The organism is Acinetobacter lactucae, from assembly GCF_013344765.1.
Taxonomy (GTDB): Bacteria; Pseudomonadota; Gammaproteobacteria; order Pseudomonadales; family Moraxellaceae; genus Acinetobacter; species Acinetobacter lactucae_A.
The window spans coordinates 17,288-31,998 of record NZ_JABVBF010000004.1; the positions used below are offsets into that span (position 1 = coordinate 17,288).

12 protein-coding genes are annotated in these 14,711 nt (G+C 40.5%); 5 read left to right on the forward strand and 7 right to left on the reverse strand.

Going from position 1 to position 14,711, the window contains the following annotated elements:
- Positions 1–51: 51 nt before the first annotated feature.
- Together gpmI and HUN22_RS01085 are read left to right on the forward strand one after the other, a co-directional pair.
- A complete protein-coding gene (gene gpmI, locus HUN22_RS01080) occupies positions 52–1,599 on the forward strand; it encodes a 2,3-bisphosphoglycerate-independent phosphoglycerate mutase (RefSeq protein WP_174726189.1) in 1,548 nt (515 codons plus the stop codon).
- Positions 1,600–1,614: 15 nt separating this feature from the next.
- A complete protein-coding gene (locus HUN22_RS01085) occupies positions 1,615–2,799 on the forward strand; it encodes a S41 family peptidase (RefSeq protein WP_174726190.1) in 1,185 nt (394 codons plus the stop codon).
- 3 nt (positions 2,800–2,802) lie between these two features.
- Here the strand turns inward: HUN22_RS01085 and HUN22_RS01090 are convergent, their stop codons facing one another.
- The 3 genes from HUN22_RS01090 to gacA are packed head-to-tail and all read right to left on the reverse strand — an operon-like array spanning position 2,803 to position 6,453.
- Positions 2,803–4,215 carry a sigma-54-dependent transcriptional regulator gene (locus HUN22_RS01090; protein ID WP_174726191.1) on the reverse strand — a complete coding sequence of 471 codons (1,413 nt, stop codon included), beginning with the start codon at positions 4,213–4,215 and terminating at the stop codon, positions 2,803–2,805.
- A 23-nt stretch (positions 4,216–4,238) separates the two neighbouring features.
- The gene (locus tag HUN22_RS01095) at positions 4,239–5,807 is read right to left on the reverse strand and encodes a sensor histidine kinase (protein WP_217488023.1); all 1,569 of its coding nucleotides are present in this window, start codon (positions 5,805–5,807) and stop codon (positions 4,239–4,241) included.
- A gap of 10 nt (positions 5,808–5,817) precedes the next feature.
- Positions 5,818–6,453 (reverse strand): response regulator transcription factor GacA, encoded by a 636-nt coding sequence (gene gacA, locus HUN22_RS01100; protein WP_174726192.1) that lies wholly within the window; start codon positions 6,451–6,453, stop codon positions 5,818–5,820.
- A gap of 212 nt (positions 6,454–6,665) precedes the next feature.
- Here gacA and pbpG point away from each other — a divergent pair, with 212 nt between their 5' ends.
- A complete protein-coding gene (gene pbpG / locus HUN22_RS01105; protein ID WP_174726193.1) occupies positions 6,666–7,712 on the forward strand; it encodes a D-alanyl-D-alanine endopeptidase PBP7/8 in 1,047 nt (348 codons plus the stop codon).
- Between the two features lie 105 nt (positions 7,713–7,817).
- On the opposite strand, the gene thrC is transcribed toward pbpG, so the two are convergent.
- The 4 genes from thrC to xerD form a co-directional block, all read right to left on the reverse strand.
- Complete coding sequence (gene thrC / locus HUN22_RS01110) at positions 7,818–8,957, reverse strand: threonine synthase (RefSeq protein ID WP_002048893.1); 1,140 nt, start codon at positions 8,955–8,957, stop codon at positions 7,818–7,820.
- Positions 8,958–9,011: 54 nt separating this feature from the next.
- Complete coding sequence (locus tag HUN22_RS01115) at positions 9,012–10,313, reverse strand: homoserine dehydrogenase (RefSeq protein ID WP_174726194.1); 1,302 nt, start codon at positions 10,311–10,313, stop codon at positions 9,012–9,014.
- 243 nt (positions 10,314–10,556) lie between these two features.
- Positions 10,557–11,372, reverse strand: a complete 816-nt coding sequence (locus HUN22_RS01120) for a DsbC family protein (RefSeq protein ID WP_174726195.1) — start codon at positions 11,370–11,372, stop codon at positions 10,557–10,559.
- 146 nt (positions 11,373–11,518) lie between these two features.
- Positions 11,519–12,439, reverse strand: a complete 921-nt coding sequence (gene xerD, locus HUN22_RS01125) for a site-specific tyrosine recombinase XerD (protein ID WP_174726196.1) — start codon at positions 12,437–12,439, stop codon at positions 11,519–11,521.
- Between the two features lie 143 nt (positions 12,440–12,582).
- Here xerD and HUN22_RS01130 point away from each other — a divergent pair, with 143 nt between their 5' ends.
- Both HUN22_RS01130 and feoB read left to right on the forward strand, forming a co-directional pair.
- Positions 12,583–12,846, forward strand: coding sequence for a FeoA family protein (locus tag HUN22_RS01130; RefSeq protein ID WP_174726197.1), 264 nt, complete (start codon positions 12,583–12,585; stop codon positions 12,844–12,846).
- Positions 12,843–14,696, forward strand: coding sequence for a ferrous iron transporter B (feoB, locus tag HUN22_RS01135; protein WP_174726198.1), 1,854 nt, complete (start codon positions 12,843–12,845; stop codon positions 14,694–14,696). The genes HUN22_RS01130 and feoB overlap by 4 nt, the downstream gene beginning before the upstream one ends.
- The last annotated feature ends 15 nt before the right edge of the window (positions 14,697–14,711 follow it).

Here is a 14,711-nt window from a genome sequence, read left to right on the forward strand (position 1 = left end):
AAAATTCGGTAAGATATTGTGACGAAATTGTAGACAAAAGAGAAATTGATTATGACGGATGCAACTGCTGGCAAGATCCCTCACGTTCTGGTCATTATGGATGGTGTTGGACACCGTGAAGCGATTGAAGATAATGCTTTTCTTGCAGCAAAAACACCAAATTTGGCGGCAATGAAAGCCAAGCATCCGAATAGTCTAATTTCTGGTTCAGGTGAAGATGTTGGATTGCCTGATGGTCAAATGGGGAACTCTGAGGTCGGCCATATGAATCTTGGCGCTGGCCGTGTGTTATATCAAGACTTTACCCGCATTACTAAAGATATTCGTACTGGTGCCTTTTTCAAACACGAAGTATTGATCGACGCTGTTGAAAAAGCTAAAGCTGCTGGTGGTGCTGTCCATATTATGGGACTACTTTCAGAAGGTGGTGTTCATTCACATGAAGATCATATTGTAGCGATGTGTGAGCTTGCATTAAAACGTGGTGCAAAAGTTTATTTACATGCTTTCCTTGATGGCCGTGATACACCTCCACGCAGTGCTCAACCATCTTTAGAAAAATTAGATGCATTATTTGCTCAATATCCGGGCCAAGGCCGTATCGCAACCATGATTGGTCGCTACTTTGCTATGGACCGTGACAACCGTTGGGATCGTGTTGAGCAAGCTTATCGCTTGTTAACCGAAGGTGAAGCACTTCGTACTGCACAAACTGCAGTTGAAGGGTTAGAGCTAGCTTATGCAGCCAATGAAAATGATGAGTTTGTAAAAGCGACTCGTATTGGTGATATCGCTAAAGTTCAAGACGGTGATAGCGTTGTATTTATGAATTTCCGTGCTGACCGAGCTCGTGAAATTACTCGTGCATTTGTTGAGAAAGACTTTGCTGGTTTTGAACGCAAAGTTGTACCAAATCTTTCTAAATTTGTGATGTTAACGCGTTATCAGGCGAGCATTGATGCACCAGTTGCATATATGCCAGAAGCTCTTAAAAATTCATTGGGCGAATATTTATCTTCTTTAGGTAAAACTCAGTTACGTATTGCCGAAACAGAAAAGTATGCGCATGTAACGTTCTTCTTTAGTGGTGGCCGTGAAGATGAATATCCGGGTGAAAAGCGTATTTTAATTCCATCTCCAAACGTTGCGACATATGACCTTAAGCCAGAAATGAGTGCTTATGAAGTCACTGATGAGTTAGTTCAAGCAATTAATTCGGGTGAATACGACTTATTAGTTGTGAACTATGCGAATGGCGACATGGTCGGCCATACGGGTGTGTTTGACGCTGCGGTTAAAGCGGTTGAAGCGGTTGATACTTGCTTAGGTCGTGTCTATGAAGCAGTGATGGCGAAAAAAGGCCATATGCTCATTACTGCTGACCATGGTAATGTTGAACAAATGCAAGACTACGAAAGTGGGCAAGTACACACTCAACATACGACCGAGCTTGTACCGTTTATCTATGTTGGCCCAACACAAGCAACAATTGCAGAAGGTGGTGTGCTTGCAGACGTAGCACCGACAATTCTCAATTTAATGCAGATTCCTGTTCCTGCCGAAATGCAAGGACGTAATCTGATTACACTATCTGCATAAGTTAAAGGTGATTGGATGCTGCAACACATTAAATATAAAAAACTTATTGTAAGTATGTTGCTGTGTTGCAGCCAATTTGCTTTTGCAGCGCCAGTTGTAAAAGAAAAAATGTCACCTTTGCATTCTGATTCGGAAGAACCCGAACATAGCTATGCAGAGGTGCCGATTGAATCGATTCAACAGTTTGTGCAAATCTATGGAATCGTTCGAGATAACTATGTCGACGTGAAGTCTGACGATGCCTTGTTTCAACAAGCCATAAAAGGATTGGTGAGTGGGTTGGATCGTTATTCGCGTTATTTGTCGGCAGAAGAATATCGCCAACTCATTCAATATACCGAAGGTGATCTTGCTTCAGTTGATTTTGCATTAACCCCTGAATCACATCTCCATAAATGGATGATTCGTGATCTTAAAACAGGTTCTGATTCCTATAAATTAGGTTTGCGAAATGGTCAGACGATTCTCAAAATTGATAACCAAGATTTAAAAAATTTAAACCAAGATCAGGTGCTTGGACTACTTTACGGTTCTATCGGAAGTACACTTCAAGTACAAGCAGAAGAACTCAGCGGAAATATTAACTTAGTCCGTAATAAAAAAATAGAAACCGATATAGAACCTGTAATGTTACATAATCAGGTACTCGTACTAAAAATTAGAGTATTCCAGCAAGACACTGCTAATGAAATTAAAAGATTAATTGAAGAAAATAACTCGCCACGTTTAAAGGCTGTTTTAATCGATTTGCGAAACAATCCGGGGGGGTTGTTATCGGCAGCGGTTGAGTCGGCAGATTTGTTTTTAAATAACGGAATTATTGTTTCAACGAAAAGTCGTTCGGAAGGTAACCAGCAGTTTCAGGCGCTACCGGGCAATGAATTCCAGAATATAAAATTAGGTATATTAATTAATCATCGGTCTGCATCGGCAGCAGAAGTTTTTACTGCGGCCATGAAAGAACACCAGCGTGCTTGGGTGATAGGTGAAAAAAGTTATGGTAAGGGCGTAGTGCAAAAACTATTTCCTTTACCAAGTGGGGCGGCTCTACAAATGACAGTCTCACATTACTACACGCCAAATGGCAATATGATTGAAGGGCAGGGTATTCAGCCTAACCAGACCTATCCCTTGCCCGCAGAAATGAAAGAAGATGTTTACTTAGAGCGTGTTGCAGATTTATTCCTAAAGAGGAAGTAATTTTTATATTTCCTCTCCCATTTCGGTATCCAAACCAAACTTTTTGAGTCGATAGCGTAAAGAACGGAATGTCATTCCTAGCTTTTTAGCCGCCAAAGTTCGATTCCAATGCGTCATGTTTAATGCATTCAGTAAAATATCTTTTTCGATATTTTCTAAGTAACGTTCTAAACCTTCCATTGGAAATTTTGGATGAGTCTGAACAGTCGGTGCTTGATTTAGTTGTTTTGTTACGATTTGCGGGCTCACACTACTGCCTCTAAGAGGAGGTGCTAAGTGTGTCAAATCAATGCATTCATCATCACTTAAAGTAATAGCTCGTTCAATCATATTTCTTAATTCACGAACATTACCCGGGAAGTCTTGCTGCAATAAATAAGTTTCAGCACTCGCCGTTAATTGCTTGCTTGGAATTCCCCATTCCGTACAAACCTTTTGAATAAAATGATTGGCCAATAGCAAAATATCTCCACCACGGTCACGCAGTGGCGGCAACATAATATCCATAACATGAATACGGAAAAATAAGTCCTGACGGAATTTACCTTGTTGGACTAACAAATCTAAATCTTGGTGACTCGCACTAATTACTCGAAAATCAACATCAATTTCCTGATCAGAACCTACTGGGCGAATCTTTTTTTCTTGTACTGCGCGAAGCAATTTAACTTGCATACTTAAAGGCAATTCGGCAATTTCATCTAAAAATAAACTGCCGCCGTGTGCTGATAAAATAAGACCTTGTTTGTCTTGAGTCGCTCCAGTAAAGCTCCCTTTTTTATGCCCGAAAAGTTCACTTTCCATGAGCTCAGTTGGGATTGCTCCACAGTTAATTGCAATAAATGGCCCTTCGCTACGGTTGCTTAAGCGGTGAATAAGATTGGCAACAACTTCTTTACCCGTACCAGACTCGCCTGTAACAAATACAGGCGCTTGGGAGCGGGCTATTTTTTTAATAGCTGTCCGTAAGTTTTGTATCGGTGGTGAACGCCCGATTAATAAATCATTTTCTAATGTTGTTTCGCCAAACTCATGCTCTGGTTTGGGCTGGTTAAGCGCCTTTTTTAACAGCTGATCTAAATGAATTTGGTTAATCGGTTTGCTTACAAAATCAAAAGCTCCCGCTTTTAATGCTGCAATTGCAATATCCATATTGCCGTATGCAGTTAAAACTGCAATGGGTGTATGCGGGTAAGTTTGAGAAACATGTTTAACCAATTCTAAACCGCTACCGTCTGGTAGATTTAAGTCGGTCAAGCATGCATCGTAATGAAACTGAGTAAAGAGTTGTTTGGCCTGTTCAACCCGATAAGCAAGATGTGTCTTAATCCCCATTCGTGCAAGAGTCATTTGCATTAACAGGCACAAATCTTCTTCATCGTCTACAAGCAAAACGAGTGGTTGCTGTTCTGCCATTTCCCCAAAAACCTAATAAAAAATCAATATATTATTGGGCATTCTATTCGGAAGCATGCCCCTTGTTTTTGCTCTACATAAGTGAGCTTTGCATGGTTTGCCTCACAAAAACTATGAGACAAATATAATCCTAAACCAGTTCCATTAATTTCGGTACTAAAAAATGGTTTAAATAATTGAGATATATCACGTTTTGAAACACCTTCACCGTAATCGATCACATCAATATAAATTTTATTTGTTTGTGAGTGAATATTGATCAGAACATAAGGCGAGTCGGGTGCATTGTGTCGTAAAGCATTCCTAACAAGGTTAATGAGCACCTGTCTAAGTTGTTTTTCGTCAAATAATAATTTTAAGGATGAATCGGAAATTTTAAGCCGGATCGCATGTTGAACATCAGATAAATCTTCATCTAATAACGTTTTTATGAAGTCGTTTAGTTCAATCTGGATTGGGTATGTTCTTTCGCTACGAGCAAGCCCTAAGGTATCTTGAACGATACTATCAATGCGTTTGGTTTGCTTACCAATCATACGGCGTAAAGTATCTTGCTGTTCTATGTCACTGTCTTTAAGTAATTCATTTGCTTGAACAATTGCTGCAAGTGGATTGCGGATTTCGTGTGCGATACTTGCTGACAGTTGCCCTAGAGCGGCAAGTTTGAGTTGTTGAGCTTGCTGATTAATCTGTTGTGCATCTTGTAAGATGAGTAGCGTCAACGCTTGTTGTGGCACTAAAAGATGCTGCACTTTAATATTAATAGAATAGGCTGACAGCCGAGATTCAAAAATAAATCGGTCACCTTCTTTTAGGTTATCAAACTTAAGAATTTCAAATAAGTCAGCATGCCATTTGGCTAAGGGATATTTTTCACTGGCAAATTGAGGCGGAATCCCTAAAAGAGAGCATGCAGCTGGATTACTTAAAACAATGTCATAATTTTCATCAAGAACCAGATAGCCTTCTTCAATTTGTTCCAAAATATAGCGGTTAATATTTTGTAGTTGATAGAGTTCAATTGATTGATGGAAAGTTAGCGCTTCAAGCAATTTAAAGCGCTGAACTGCAATTTGCCCGATGCCGTGTACTACAAAAAATAAGAAGGCTAATAGGGCACTATTACCAATCGTATTTAAATTATTGTAGTCAAACAAGCTACCAACAAAACGTTGGTAAATAACGGCAATGACAGCAAGTAATGTAATGAGTAAAGACATTCTTGCGCTGAGTAAAATTGCCGAAGTAAATATGGCAATAACATACAGTAAGCTAAGTTGTAGATTTGGTTCGCCTACAGAAAATGTAAGTAAACTCAGGCAAATAACATCAACTATAAAAAATAAAATAAGCTGCTTTGTTGCCTGAGTGGCAATAAACTTAAAGCATAAAAGTTGAAGAAGGCTTAAGAGCGAATAGCTGAGTAGTGTGTAAGAATATAAAGCGGGTTGTTGTAGACTATTGTCGATTTGAGCGTCGGTTAAAACCAAAATAATATTCAGGCTAACCGCAATAATAAGGCGATACAAACCATACCACGTGCCCAAACGAAAAATCGTATGGGACAAGGATGAGTTTATGGGAAATTGCATGTAAGTCTGATTAAGGTTTGATCAGACCGTAGCGAATCGCAAGATGAGTTAGTTTAACATCACTATCAATGGCTAGCTTTTCAAAAATACGGTAGCGGTAAGTATTCACTGTTTTGACACTTACAAAAAGTTTGTCTGCAATTTCTTGAGCGCTAATACAATTTACAACCATCATTGCAACTTGCATTTCTCGTTCGGATAGAGCGTCAAAAGGTGATTGTTGTGTGTCTGATAGATAGGAACTCGCCAACTGCTCAGCAATATCCGCACTGAAATATTTGCCACCTTGCATCACTTTATTGATTGCGCGAACCATTTCTGTAATTGGAGCACCTTTCGTGATATATCCTTTAGCTCCTGCTTTAAGTAAAAGAGAAGGGTAAGGTTCTTCTGCTAAACCACTGACTGCAATCACTTTTGTATCTGGTGCAGTTTGTAGTAAACGGCGGGTTGTTTCTACGCCCCCGATGCCTGGCATGTTGACATCAAGTAGTACAACTTGAGGATGTTTCTGACGAACAATAGCAATTGCTTCTTCACCCGATTCGGCTTGTCCAATGACCTCTACATCGGCATGATCTTCTAACATACGGCAAATGCCTGTGCGTACAAGTTCATGGTCATCCACAACTAAAACTGTAATCAAGAAGACCTCCTTTCTTTCAAAAAACAAGTTTTTTGTTACATAAAGCAAAATTAGCTTGCAATGGAATGACAAAATTAGCAATCCTATTCTTATATAGTGAGCGAATAGTTGTGCACAATTGTGTCGGTAAAAGCGTTATACCTTATACCTCAAATGTAAGGCATAATTATAGTAAGCGCAAATGTGTATCACCCTGAGTCGAGTATTGTGCCGTGAAAAATTCTAAAAAGTCTTTAATGCATGTGCTAAGCATGTCTATTTTGCTTAGTTTGAGTTCAACAAGCTTTGCAGAACTCGTCAATAACCCGTCCTCAGGGAATAGTGGTACTGCAAGCTTAAATTGGTCTTCAGCTGATGCTAGCCAATTTTTAAATGATGAAGATGACGAACCTACTCCGCAAGGTTCAACATCAGTAACCACAACTTTACGTGGTAGTAATGCACCGAAAATTGTAGCATCTGCACCTAGAGTTGCTCCAATCCGTGATACGTCTGGTTACAATTCCCAGCCGAGTGTAAGCGCTCGAGCTGCACTTGTAATGGACGCGCAAACTGGTGAAGTGCTCTACAGTAAAAATACCAACGCTTCTGTGCCAATTGCATCTATTACAAAAGTGATGACAGCGGTTGTAACGGCGGATGCCCGTTTAAACATGTCTGAAGAAATTACACTTGAGCAAATTGACTTTGCTGGGGCTGGTGGGAAAAACTCAAGTTCAACACTTCGTGTTGGCGACAAGATGAACCGTGCAGAAGTTCTTCTGTTTGCTTTAATGAAATCTGAAAACCCTGCAGCGGCTGCCTTAGCACGGACTTATCCAGGTGGTCGTCCTGCATTCGTAGCTGCAATGAATGCTAAAGCTCGTGCTTTGGGTATGAATTCGACTCATTACTATGAATCAACTGGTCTAGATCCACGTAATGTATCTTCGGCACGTGATTTAGGTATTTTGGTAAGTACCGCATCTCAATATGGTTTGATTCGTCAATTCTCAACTACACCGACTTATGACTTTAATTTGGGTTATCGTGTATTGAAATCTAATAATACCAATGCCCTAGTGCGTAATGGTGGTTGGAACATTAACCTATCAAAAACTGGATATATTAATGAAGCAGGTCGCTGTGTTGTAATGCACACGACTGTAAACTCACGTCCAGCAGTCATTGTATTACTTGGTGAACCAAGTACACAGGCACGTAATAATGATGCAACTAACTTATTGGGTTGGTTAAGTAATTTACCAAAACGTATTTAATTTCAATATTCTAAAAAACGCTTCTATCAAGAAGCGTTTTTTTCTGGCTATAAAAAGACATAAAAAAACGGCTGTATTAAACAGCCGTTTTTGAAAAATCAGATATTACATATTAGATAAAATAGAATCTTTTACTTGGTCCATTGTTGCATCAATTGATAACATAACTGCATCAGCACATTGTTTGATTGCAGTGTCAGGATCTTTCAAGCCATTACCCGTTACTGTACATACAATTACAGAACCTTCAGCAATTTTACCCGCTTTAATATCACGGATCGCACCGCCGATAGAAGCAGCAGACGCTGGCTCAACAAATACGCCTTCATACATAGAAAGTAAGCGTTGAGCTTCTAAAATTTCGCTGTCTTGAAGTTCATCAAACCAGCCTTTAGAGTCACGTACTACAGCTTTTGCATGGTTCCAGCTTTGTGGATTACCAATACGGATTGCAGTTGCAACAGTTTCAGGGCTTTCAACTGGAGCACCACGTAAGAATGGAGCTGCGCCAGAAGCTTGGTAACCTACCATTGTTGGTAAACCTTCTGGTTTTGGACCAGTGAATTGATCAGTAGCTGCATCATAAATCACTTGTTCAAACTGATCAGCAGGTTGGTTTGCTACAGCTTCGGTATAACCCATCCAGTGAGCTGTGATGTTACCTGCGTTACCTACAGGTAAGCAGTGGTAATCAGGTGCACGGCCTAAAGCTTCAACGATTTCATAAGCAATAGTTTTTTGACCTTGCAAACGGTAAGGGTTGATTGAGTTTACAATCGTTACAGGCGCTTGATCAGCGACTTCTTTTACAAGACGCATACCATCATCGAAGTTACCGCGAATTTGCATAGTGATCGCACCATACATCATCGCTTGCGCCATTTTACCCATCGCAATTTTACCTTCTGGAATCAAAACAAATGCTTTGATACCTGCACGTGCAGCATAGGCAGCAGCAGCAGCAGAAGTGTTACCAGTAGATGCACAGATAATCGCTTTAGAGCCTTCTTCAACCGCTTTGGTTACAGCCATGGTCATACCACGGTCTTTAAATGAACCAGTTGGGTTTAAACCCTCGTATTTCACATAAATTTCAACATCTTTGCCAATAATACGTGGAATATTCTCAAGTTTAATGAGTGGGGTGTTGCCTTCACCCAAAGAGATAGCACGAGTAGTTGCCGAAACTGGCAAACGGTCACGATAACGATCTACAAGACCAGTATAACGATTGGCATTAGACATGATGGTGTTCCAATTAGAGGTGAAGCGGGAGAGGGAATCTTTCCCTCAACCTGATTAACTATCGAGCGATTCTAAACGAATTCTTACGATTTCGCCACGAATTGCAGGTAATGCTTGGATTTGTGCAAGAGCATCATCCATTTTAGATTCAACGATTGGATCGGTCAGAATCACGATTGGAATAAGATCTTTTAAACGAGATTGTTGCATAATCGCATCAATACTAATTCCAGCGCGGCTTAAGATGGTCGTCACATCTGCAAGTACGCCAGTTTGGTCTTCTGCATTTAAGCGGATGTAATAACCTGTGGTCATTTCTTCACGGCTTAAAATTGGCACATTTGTTAATGCTTCAAAAGCCAACTGAGGAATTGTTCCTGCGCCGTCTTCGGTATAAGAGATGTCCCGAACAATATCAATTACATCGGCAACAACAGCAGAAGCTGTTGGACCAGCACCAGCACCAGCGCCGTAATAAAGTGTAGGACCTACAGCATGGGCTTGAACTAAAACAGCATTTTTAACGCCGTTTACATTCGCAATAAGCTGTTCATCTGGAATGAGTGTTGGGTGAACACGTAACTCAATACCTTTCTCTGCACGGCGTGCAATACCAAGGTGCTTAATGCGGAAACCAAGATCTTCTGCATATTTCACATCTTGTGCAGTAATTTTGCTGATACCTTCGGTATAGACCTTATCGAACTGAAGAGGAATACCAAACGCACAAGACGCTAAAATTGTAAGTTTATGCGCAGCATCGATACCTTCAACGTCAAAAGTTGGGTCTGCTTCTGCATAACCGAGTTCTTGCGCTTCTTTTAATACATCATCAAATGCACGACCTTTTTCACGCATTTCAGTCAGAATAAAGTTACCTGTACCATTAATAATGCCTGCCAACCATTCGATATGGTTTGCAGCAAGGCCTTCACGGATAACTTTAATAATTGGAATACCGCCAGCAACTGCTGCTTCATAAGCAATTTGCACAGCATTGTCTTCTGCTGCTTTAAATAATTCATTGCCATGTTCAGCGAGTAAAGCTTTATTTGCAGTCACGACTTGTTTGCCGTGTTTGATTGCTTCCATGATAACTTCGTAAGCAGGGTGGATCCCACCCATGACTTCTACAACTACATCAACGTCTGGTTGACGAACGATGTCAAGTAAATCGGCGCTTTGCTTAATCCCTTCCAATTCAAGATCTGGACGAGGGCGGCGTGTTCCAACGTGGGTAATTTGAATTTCTCGACCGGTGCGACGTTTAATTTCAGCGGCATTTTCTTGTAGTAGTTTAAGGGCTCCTCCACCTACGGTTCCTAGACCGAGTATTGCCAGGCGAACTGGTTTCACGTCACACTCCATTCATCATTTAATCATTTAGTTGAAGCTAGATCATAGCTAAAAAAAACGCCAGACTCTAGCGCTTTTAGTGCCTGTTCAATGAATTAGAGTGCGATGTTTGGAAAAGACAAGTAGATCAGTCTTTAAACACAGGTTGATTAAATATTAATTATTGAAAAAACAAAGCACTGCAATAAGAGCAGCGCTTTTTAAAAGACATAGATGATTAATCATTCATCAGCTTAAAGGATGTTATTTATCCAGACGTTTAATTAATTCATCTGGTGTTAGGTATCCACCTAAGTACTCGCCGGCAACATTGTAAATTGCTGGTGTTCCATTTACACCCATGTTTAAGCCAAGCTGATATTGTTCTCGAACAGGGTTTTTACATTGAGCCGGTGGGATATTGATACCTTGTACGGCTTGGTTAAAGGCAGCTTTACGATCTGTACTACACCATACAGCTTCCATAGTCGGCATAAACTGTTCACCGCGTGGCCAAGCGATATAGCGCACCTCAATACCTTTTTCATTAATTTCAGGTAAGTGCTCATGTAGCTTATGGCAATAAGGACAGCTTGCATCGGTAAACACATAAATCACATGTTTAGCCTTACCACCTTTAGCTGGGTAAACAATCAAATCTTCATTTTTTAAAGCAGCCAGATGCTTTTTATTTTCTGAAGCTTGAAGATTGTCGCCAATATTATGCAGTTCTTTACCGCCTAAACGGATGACATCACCTTGAATCAGGTATTTGCCATCACTGGTTGTATAAATAGACGTCATTCCTTCGAGATTTACCCAATATAAGTTAGGAACTTCTGTAGGCTTGATATCTAAAATTTTGGCGTTGATGTTTGCATTCTTAAATTGTTTTTGCAAAGTCTCAATTAAACGCTGTTTCTCATTGCGTTCAATGATGGTTGAAGCTTCCCCAGTAGCAGGTGCGGTCGCAGTGAGCGCATCTTCTTTTTGTGGTTTGTTTTCTTTAGAACAAGCACTGAATAACAGGCTAGAAGCCAAAGCACAGGCAAGAAAAAGTTGAGATCGGGTAAAAGACATAGATAACCCTTATTTCATCAGTATTTATAGTCAGAAGCTGCTAAGCATAACAAAAAATCTAGCGTGTATTGTTAAAACTTTCTTAACCTTTGTGAACGAAATCAAGTGATTGTTAGGTGTATTTCAAATAATAAGCTTTAAACTTTTTAACCTCTAGGATGATGTTTTTCATGCAATTGTTGCATTCTTACTTGTGCCACATGTGTGTAAATTTGCGTAGTGGATAAGTCGCTATGACCTAGTAACATTTGTACTACGCGTAAGTCTGCGCCGTGATTGAGCAAGTGTGTTGCAAAGGCGTGACGTAAGGTGTGAGGCGAAAGTTCAGCTTGAATATTGGCTTGTAAGGCGTAACGCTTAATGGCATACCAGAAGTTTTGACGACTCATAATTCCGCCATGTTGAGTTAAAAAGAGATAGTCCGTCGCGCTTTTGTAGAGTTGAGGCCGAGCATCATGCAAGTAACGTTCTACCCATTCACAAGCAAATTGGCCTAGCGGGACCAAACGCTCTTTATTACCTTTACCGGTAATTCTTAAATAGCCTTGTTTTAAGTTAATAAGTTCTAGGCGTAAGTTCAGCAGTTCTGAAACACGTAAACCACATGCGTAAAGAACTTCAAACATTGCCCGATCACGTAATCCCAGTGCCGTATCAATATCAGGAGCCTGAATCAGTGCTTCGACATCTTCCTCTGATAAATCTTTGGGTAAGGCTCTGCCAATTTTTGGAGAATGATGGGTTGCTACAGGATTATCGCTTCGTAATTTCTGTTCACGTAAAAATTTGTAAAACTGACGTAGGGCAGATAAGCAGCGGGCAATCGAGCGGGGACTTTTCCCGACTTTGGTCAATTCAATCAAAACATCTGCGATATCATCACTTGACCACTCTGGAAGAGCGATTTTTTTATGAAGTTCACTACATTGAATGAGATCGGATAAATAAGCATTTCGTGTATGAGGACTCACCGTCTGTGCAACTAAGTAGTCGCGAAAACCTTGTAAAAAGCTTAAATGTTCAGGAATTTGAACTGGGCTTGGAATACGCGGTTTTTTATTCAACATACACTAGATCCTCTAAACCTCTGTACTGTAAAAGAAACTTTAAGGTTTGTCGATTAAACTGAATAAGAAGTGAAATTTAACCTTATTTGGTAATTATTCTCATTTATATGTATACTAGAAAAAAAGGTTTAGGATCGGATGCGGTGCGTTTATCAGCTTTAAAAGTGAAGCAAGCGGCGACCATCACCAAAGTGAATCGGATAGAAGTAGAGTCCGAGCAACAAGATTTGGTCGCAATTCGTTTGGAAAGTCTGGGCTTTGTACCAGGCACACGAGTGGAAGTGATTACCAAAGGTATTTTTGGTGGTGATCCGATCTTGATCCAAATTGGCTTTACTCGTTTCGCTTTACGTAAAGCAGAAGCGGACAAAATCGAAATTTTAATAGAAGAAGGAGTACCCGCATGAGTGATGCGTTACGTATTGCCCTTGTGGGAAACCCTAACTGTGGTAAAACCTCTCTTTTCAACCATTTAACTGGAACTCGACAAAAAGTTGCAAACTATGCGGGTGTAACTGTTGAGCGTAAAGTTGGTCATTTTCAGTTACCCTCTGGCCGAGCAGTCCGTGTACTCGATTTACCGGGTACGTATAGTCTTAATGCAACTAGTCCTGATGAAGTTATTACCCGTGATGTCTGTTTGGGTAAGATTGCAGAAGAAGGGCAGCAAGATGCGTTTTTGTGTGTGGTTGATGCCACTAATTTAAAATTACATTTAGGACTGGTGCTTGAAATGATCGGGCTAGGCCGTCCGATTTTACTTGTGCTCAATATGATGGATGAAGCGCGTCGTCGTGGCATCCAAATTAATACTCAAAAGTTATCTCAACGTTTGGGTGTACCAGTTGTTGAAACAGTTGCTGTTCGTAATGCGGGTATTGAAAATTTATTACATGCCCTTGATCAAGAAAAATACAGTGTGCCACAAACCGAATTGAGTGGTTTAACTGGGACTCATCATCAAAAAATCGATATGATTTTTAAAGATGTGGTTCATTATGTTGATCAGGGAGATAAGCGTACTGATTTTCTAGATCGAATTTTCTTACATCCAGTTTTAGGCTTACTTAGTCTTGCCCTCATGATGTTTATTGTGTTCCAAGCAGTTTTTGCTTGGGCAGCTCCATTCATGGATGGCATTGAAGGTTTCTTCGGCTGGCTAGGTGAAGTCATAGGAAGTGTGATTACCCAGCCCCTACTGCATAGTTTGGTGGTTGATGGCATTATCGCGGGTGCTGGTGGTGTAGTGGTGTTCTTGCCACAAATTTTGATCTTGTTCTTCTTCATTTTAGTACTCGAAGAATCAGGCTATTTACCGCGCGCAGCATTTTTGCTTGATAAATTAATGTTCCAAGCTGGCTTAAGTGGTCGTGCTTTCATTCCTTTACTGTCAAGCTTTGCTTGTGCAGTACCGGGAATTATGGCAACGCGTAGTATTAGTGACCCTCGTGATCGTTTTACGACCATTATGGTTGCGCCTTTAATGACTTGTTCGGCACGTTTACCTGTCTATGCTTTGCTGATTGCTGCATTTATTCCAGAGAAAATGGTCTGGGGTATTTTTAACCTACAAGGTCTGGTACTTTTCGGCCTGTATATGGCTGGTATTGTGAGTGCGCTTTGCGTTTCATTCTTAATGAAGTTTTTGCAAAAAGATAAGTCACAACATGCCTTATTGCTAGAGCTGCCGAGTTATCGTTTTCCTGATTTAAAAAGTGTGGGAATCGGTTTGCTGGATCGTGCAAAGATCTTTTTGAAACGCGTTGGTGGAATCATTTTTGCGCTCTCTATTCTGTTATGGTTTTTGTGTACTTTCCCACAACCACCAGAAGGGGCGACATTACCTGCTATAGATTATAGTTTTGCAGGTATGCTTGGGCATCTTATCCAGCCTTTATTTGCTCCAATTGGTTTTAACTGGCAAATCTGTATTGCTTTAATTCCAGCAATGGCCGCTCGTGAAGTAGTAGTCGCAGCATTAGGTACGGTTTATGCCTTGTCTGCAACAGATGACGATGCTGTGGCACAAGGTCTGTCGCATCTGATTAGTGCAGATGGAACTGGTTGGTCTTTAGCAACAGGTTTATCGCTTTTAGTGTGGTTCATTTATGCTCCACATTGTTTGGCAACATTAGCAACGGTACGTCGTGAAACAGGTTCATGGAAACATGTTGCAGCTATGACTGCATATCTGTTTGGTTTAGCTTATTTTGCATCGTTTGTTACCTATCAAATTGCTTCTCACTACTGGGGTTAAAGCAATAAAGGAGGT

Coding starts and splice junctions, on each gene's coding strand:
- gpmI (WP_174726189.1), top strand. CDS start 52: ATGACGGATGCAACTGCTGGCAAGATCCCTCACGTTCTGGTCATTATG.
- HUN22_RS01085 (WP_174726190.1), top strand. CDS start 1,615: ATGCTGCAACACATTAAATATAAAAAACTTATTGTAAGTATGTTGCTG.
- HUN22_RS01090 (WP_174726191.1), bottom strand. CDS start 4,215: ATGGCAGAACAGCAACCACTCGTTTTGCTTGTAGACGATGAAGAAGAT.
- HUN22_RS01095 (WP_217488023.1), bottom strand. CDS start 5,807: ATGCAATTTCCCATAAACTCATCCTTGTCCCATACGATTTTTCGTTTG.
- thrC (WP_002048893.1), bottom strand. CDS start 8,957: ATGTCTAATGCCAATCGTTATACTGGTCTTGTAGATCGTTATCGTGAC.
- HUN22_RS01120 (WP_174726195.1), bottom strand. CDS start 11,372: ATGTCTTTTACCCGATCTCAACTTTTTCTTGCCTGTGCTTTGGCTTCT.
- xerD (WP_174726196.1), bottom strand. CDS start 12,439: ATGTTGAATAAAAAACCGCGTATTCCAAGCCCAGTTCAAATTCCTGAA.
- feoB (WP_174726198.1), top strand. CDS start 12,843: ATGAGTGATGCGTTACGTATTGCCCTTGTGGGAAACCCTAACTGTGGT.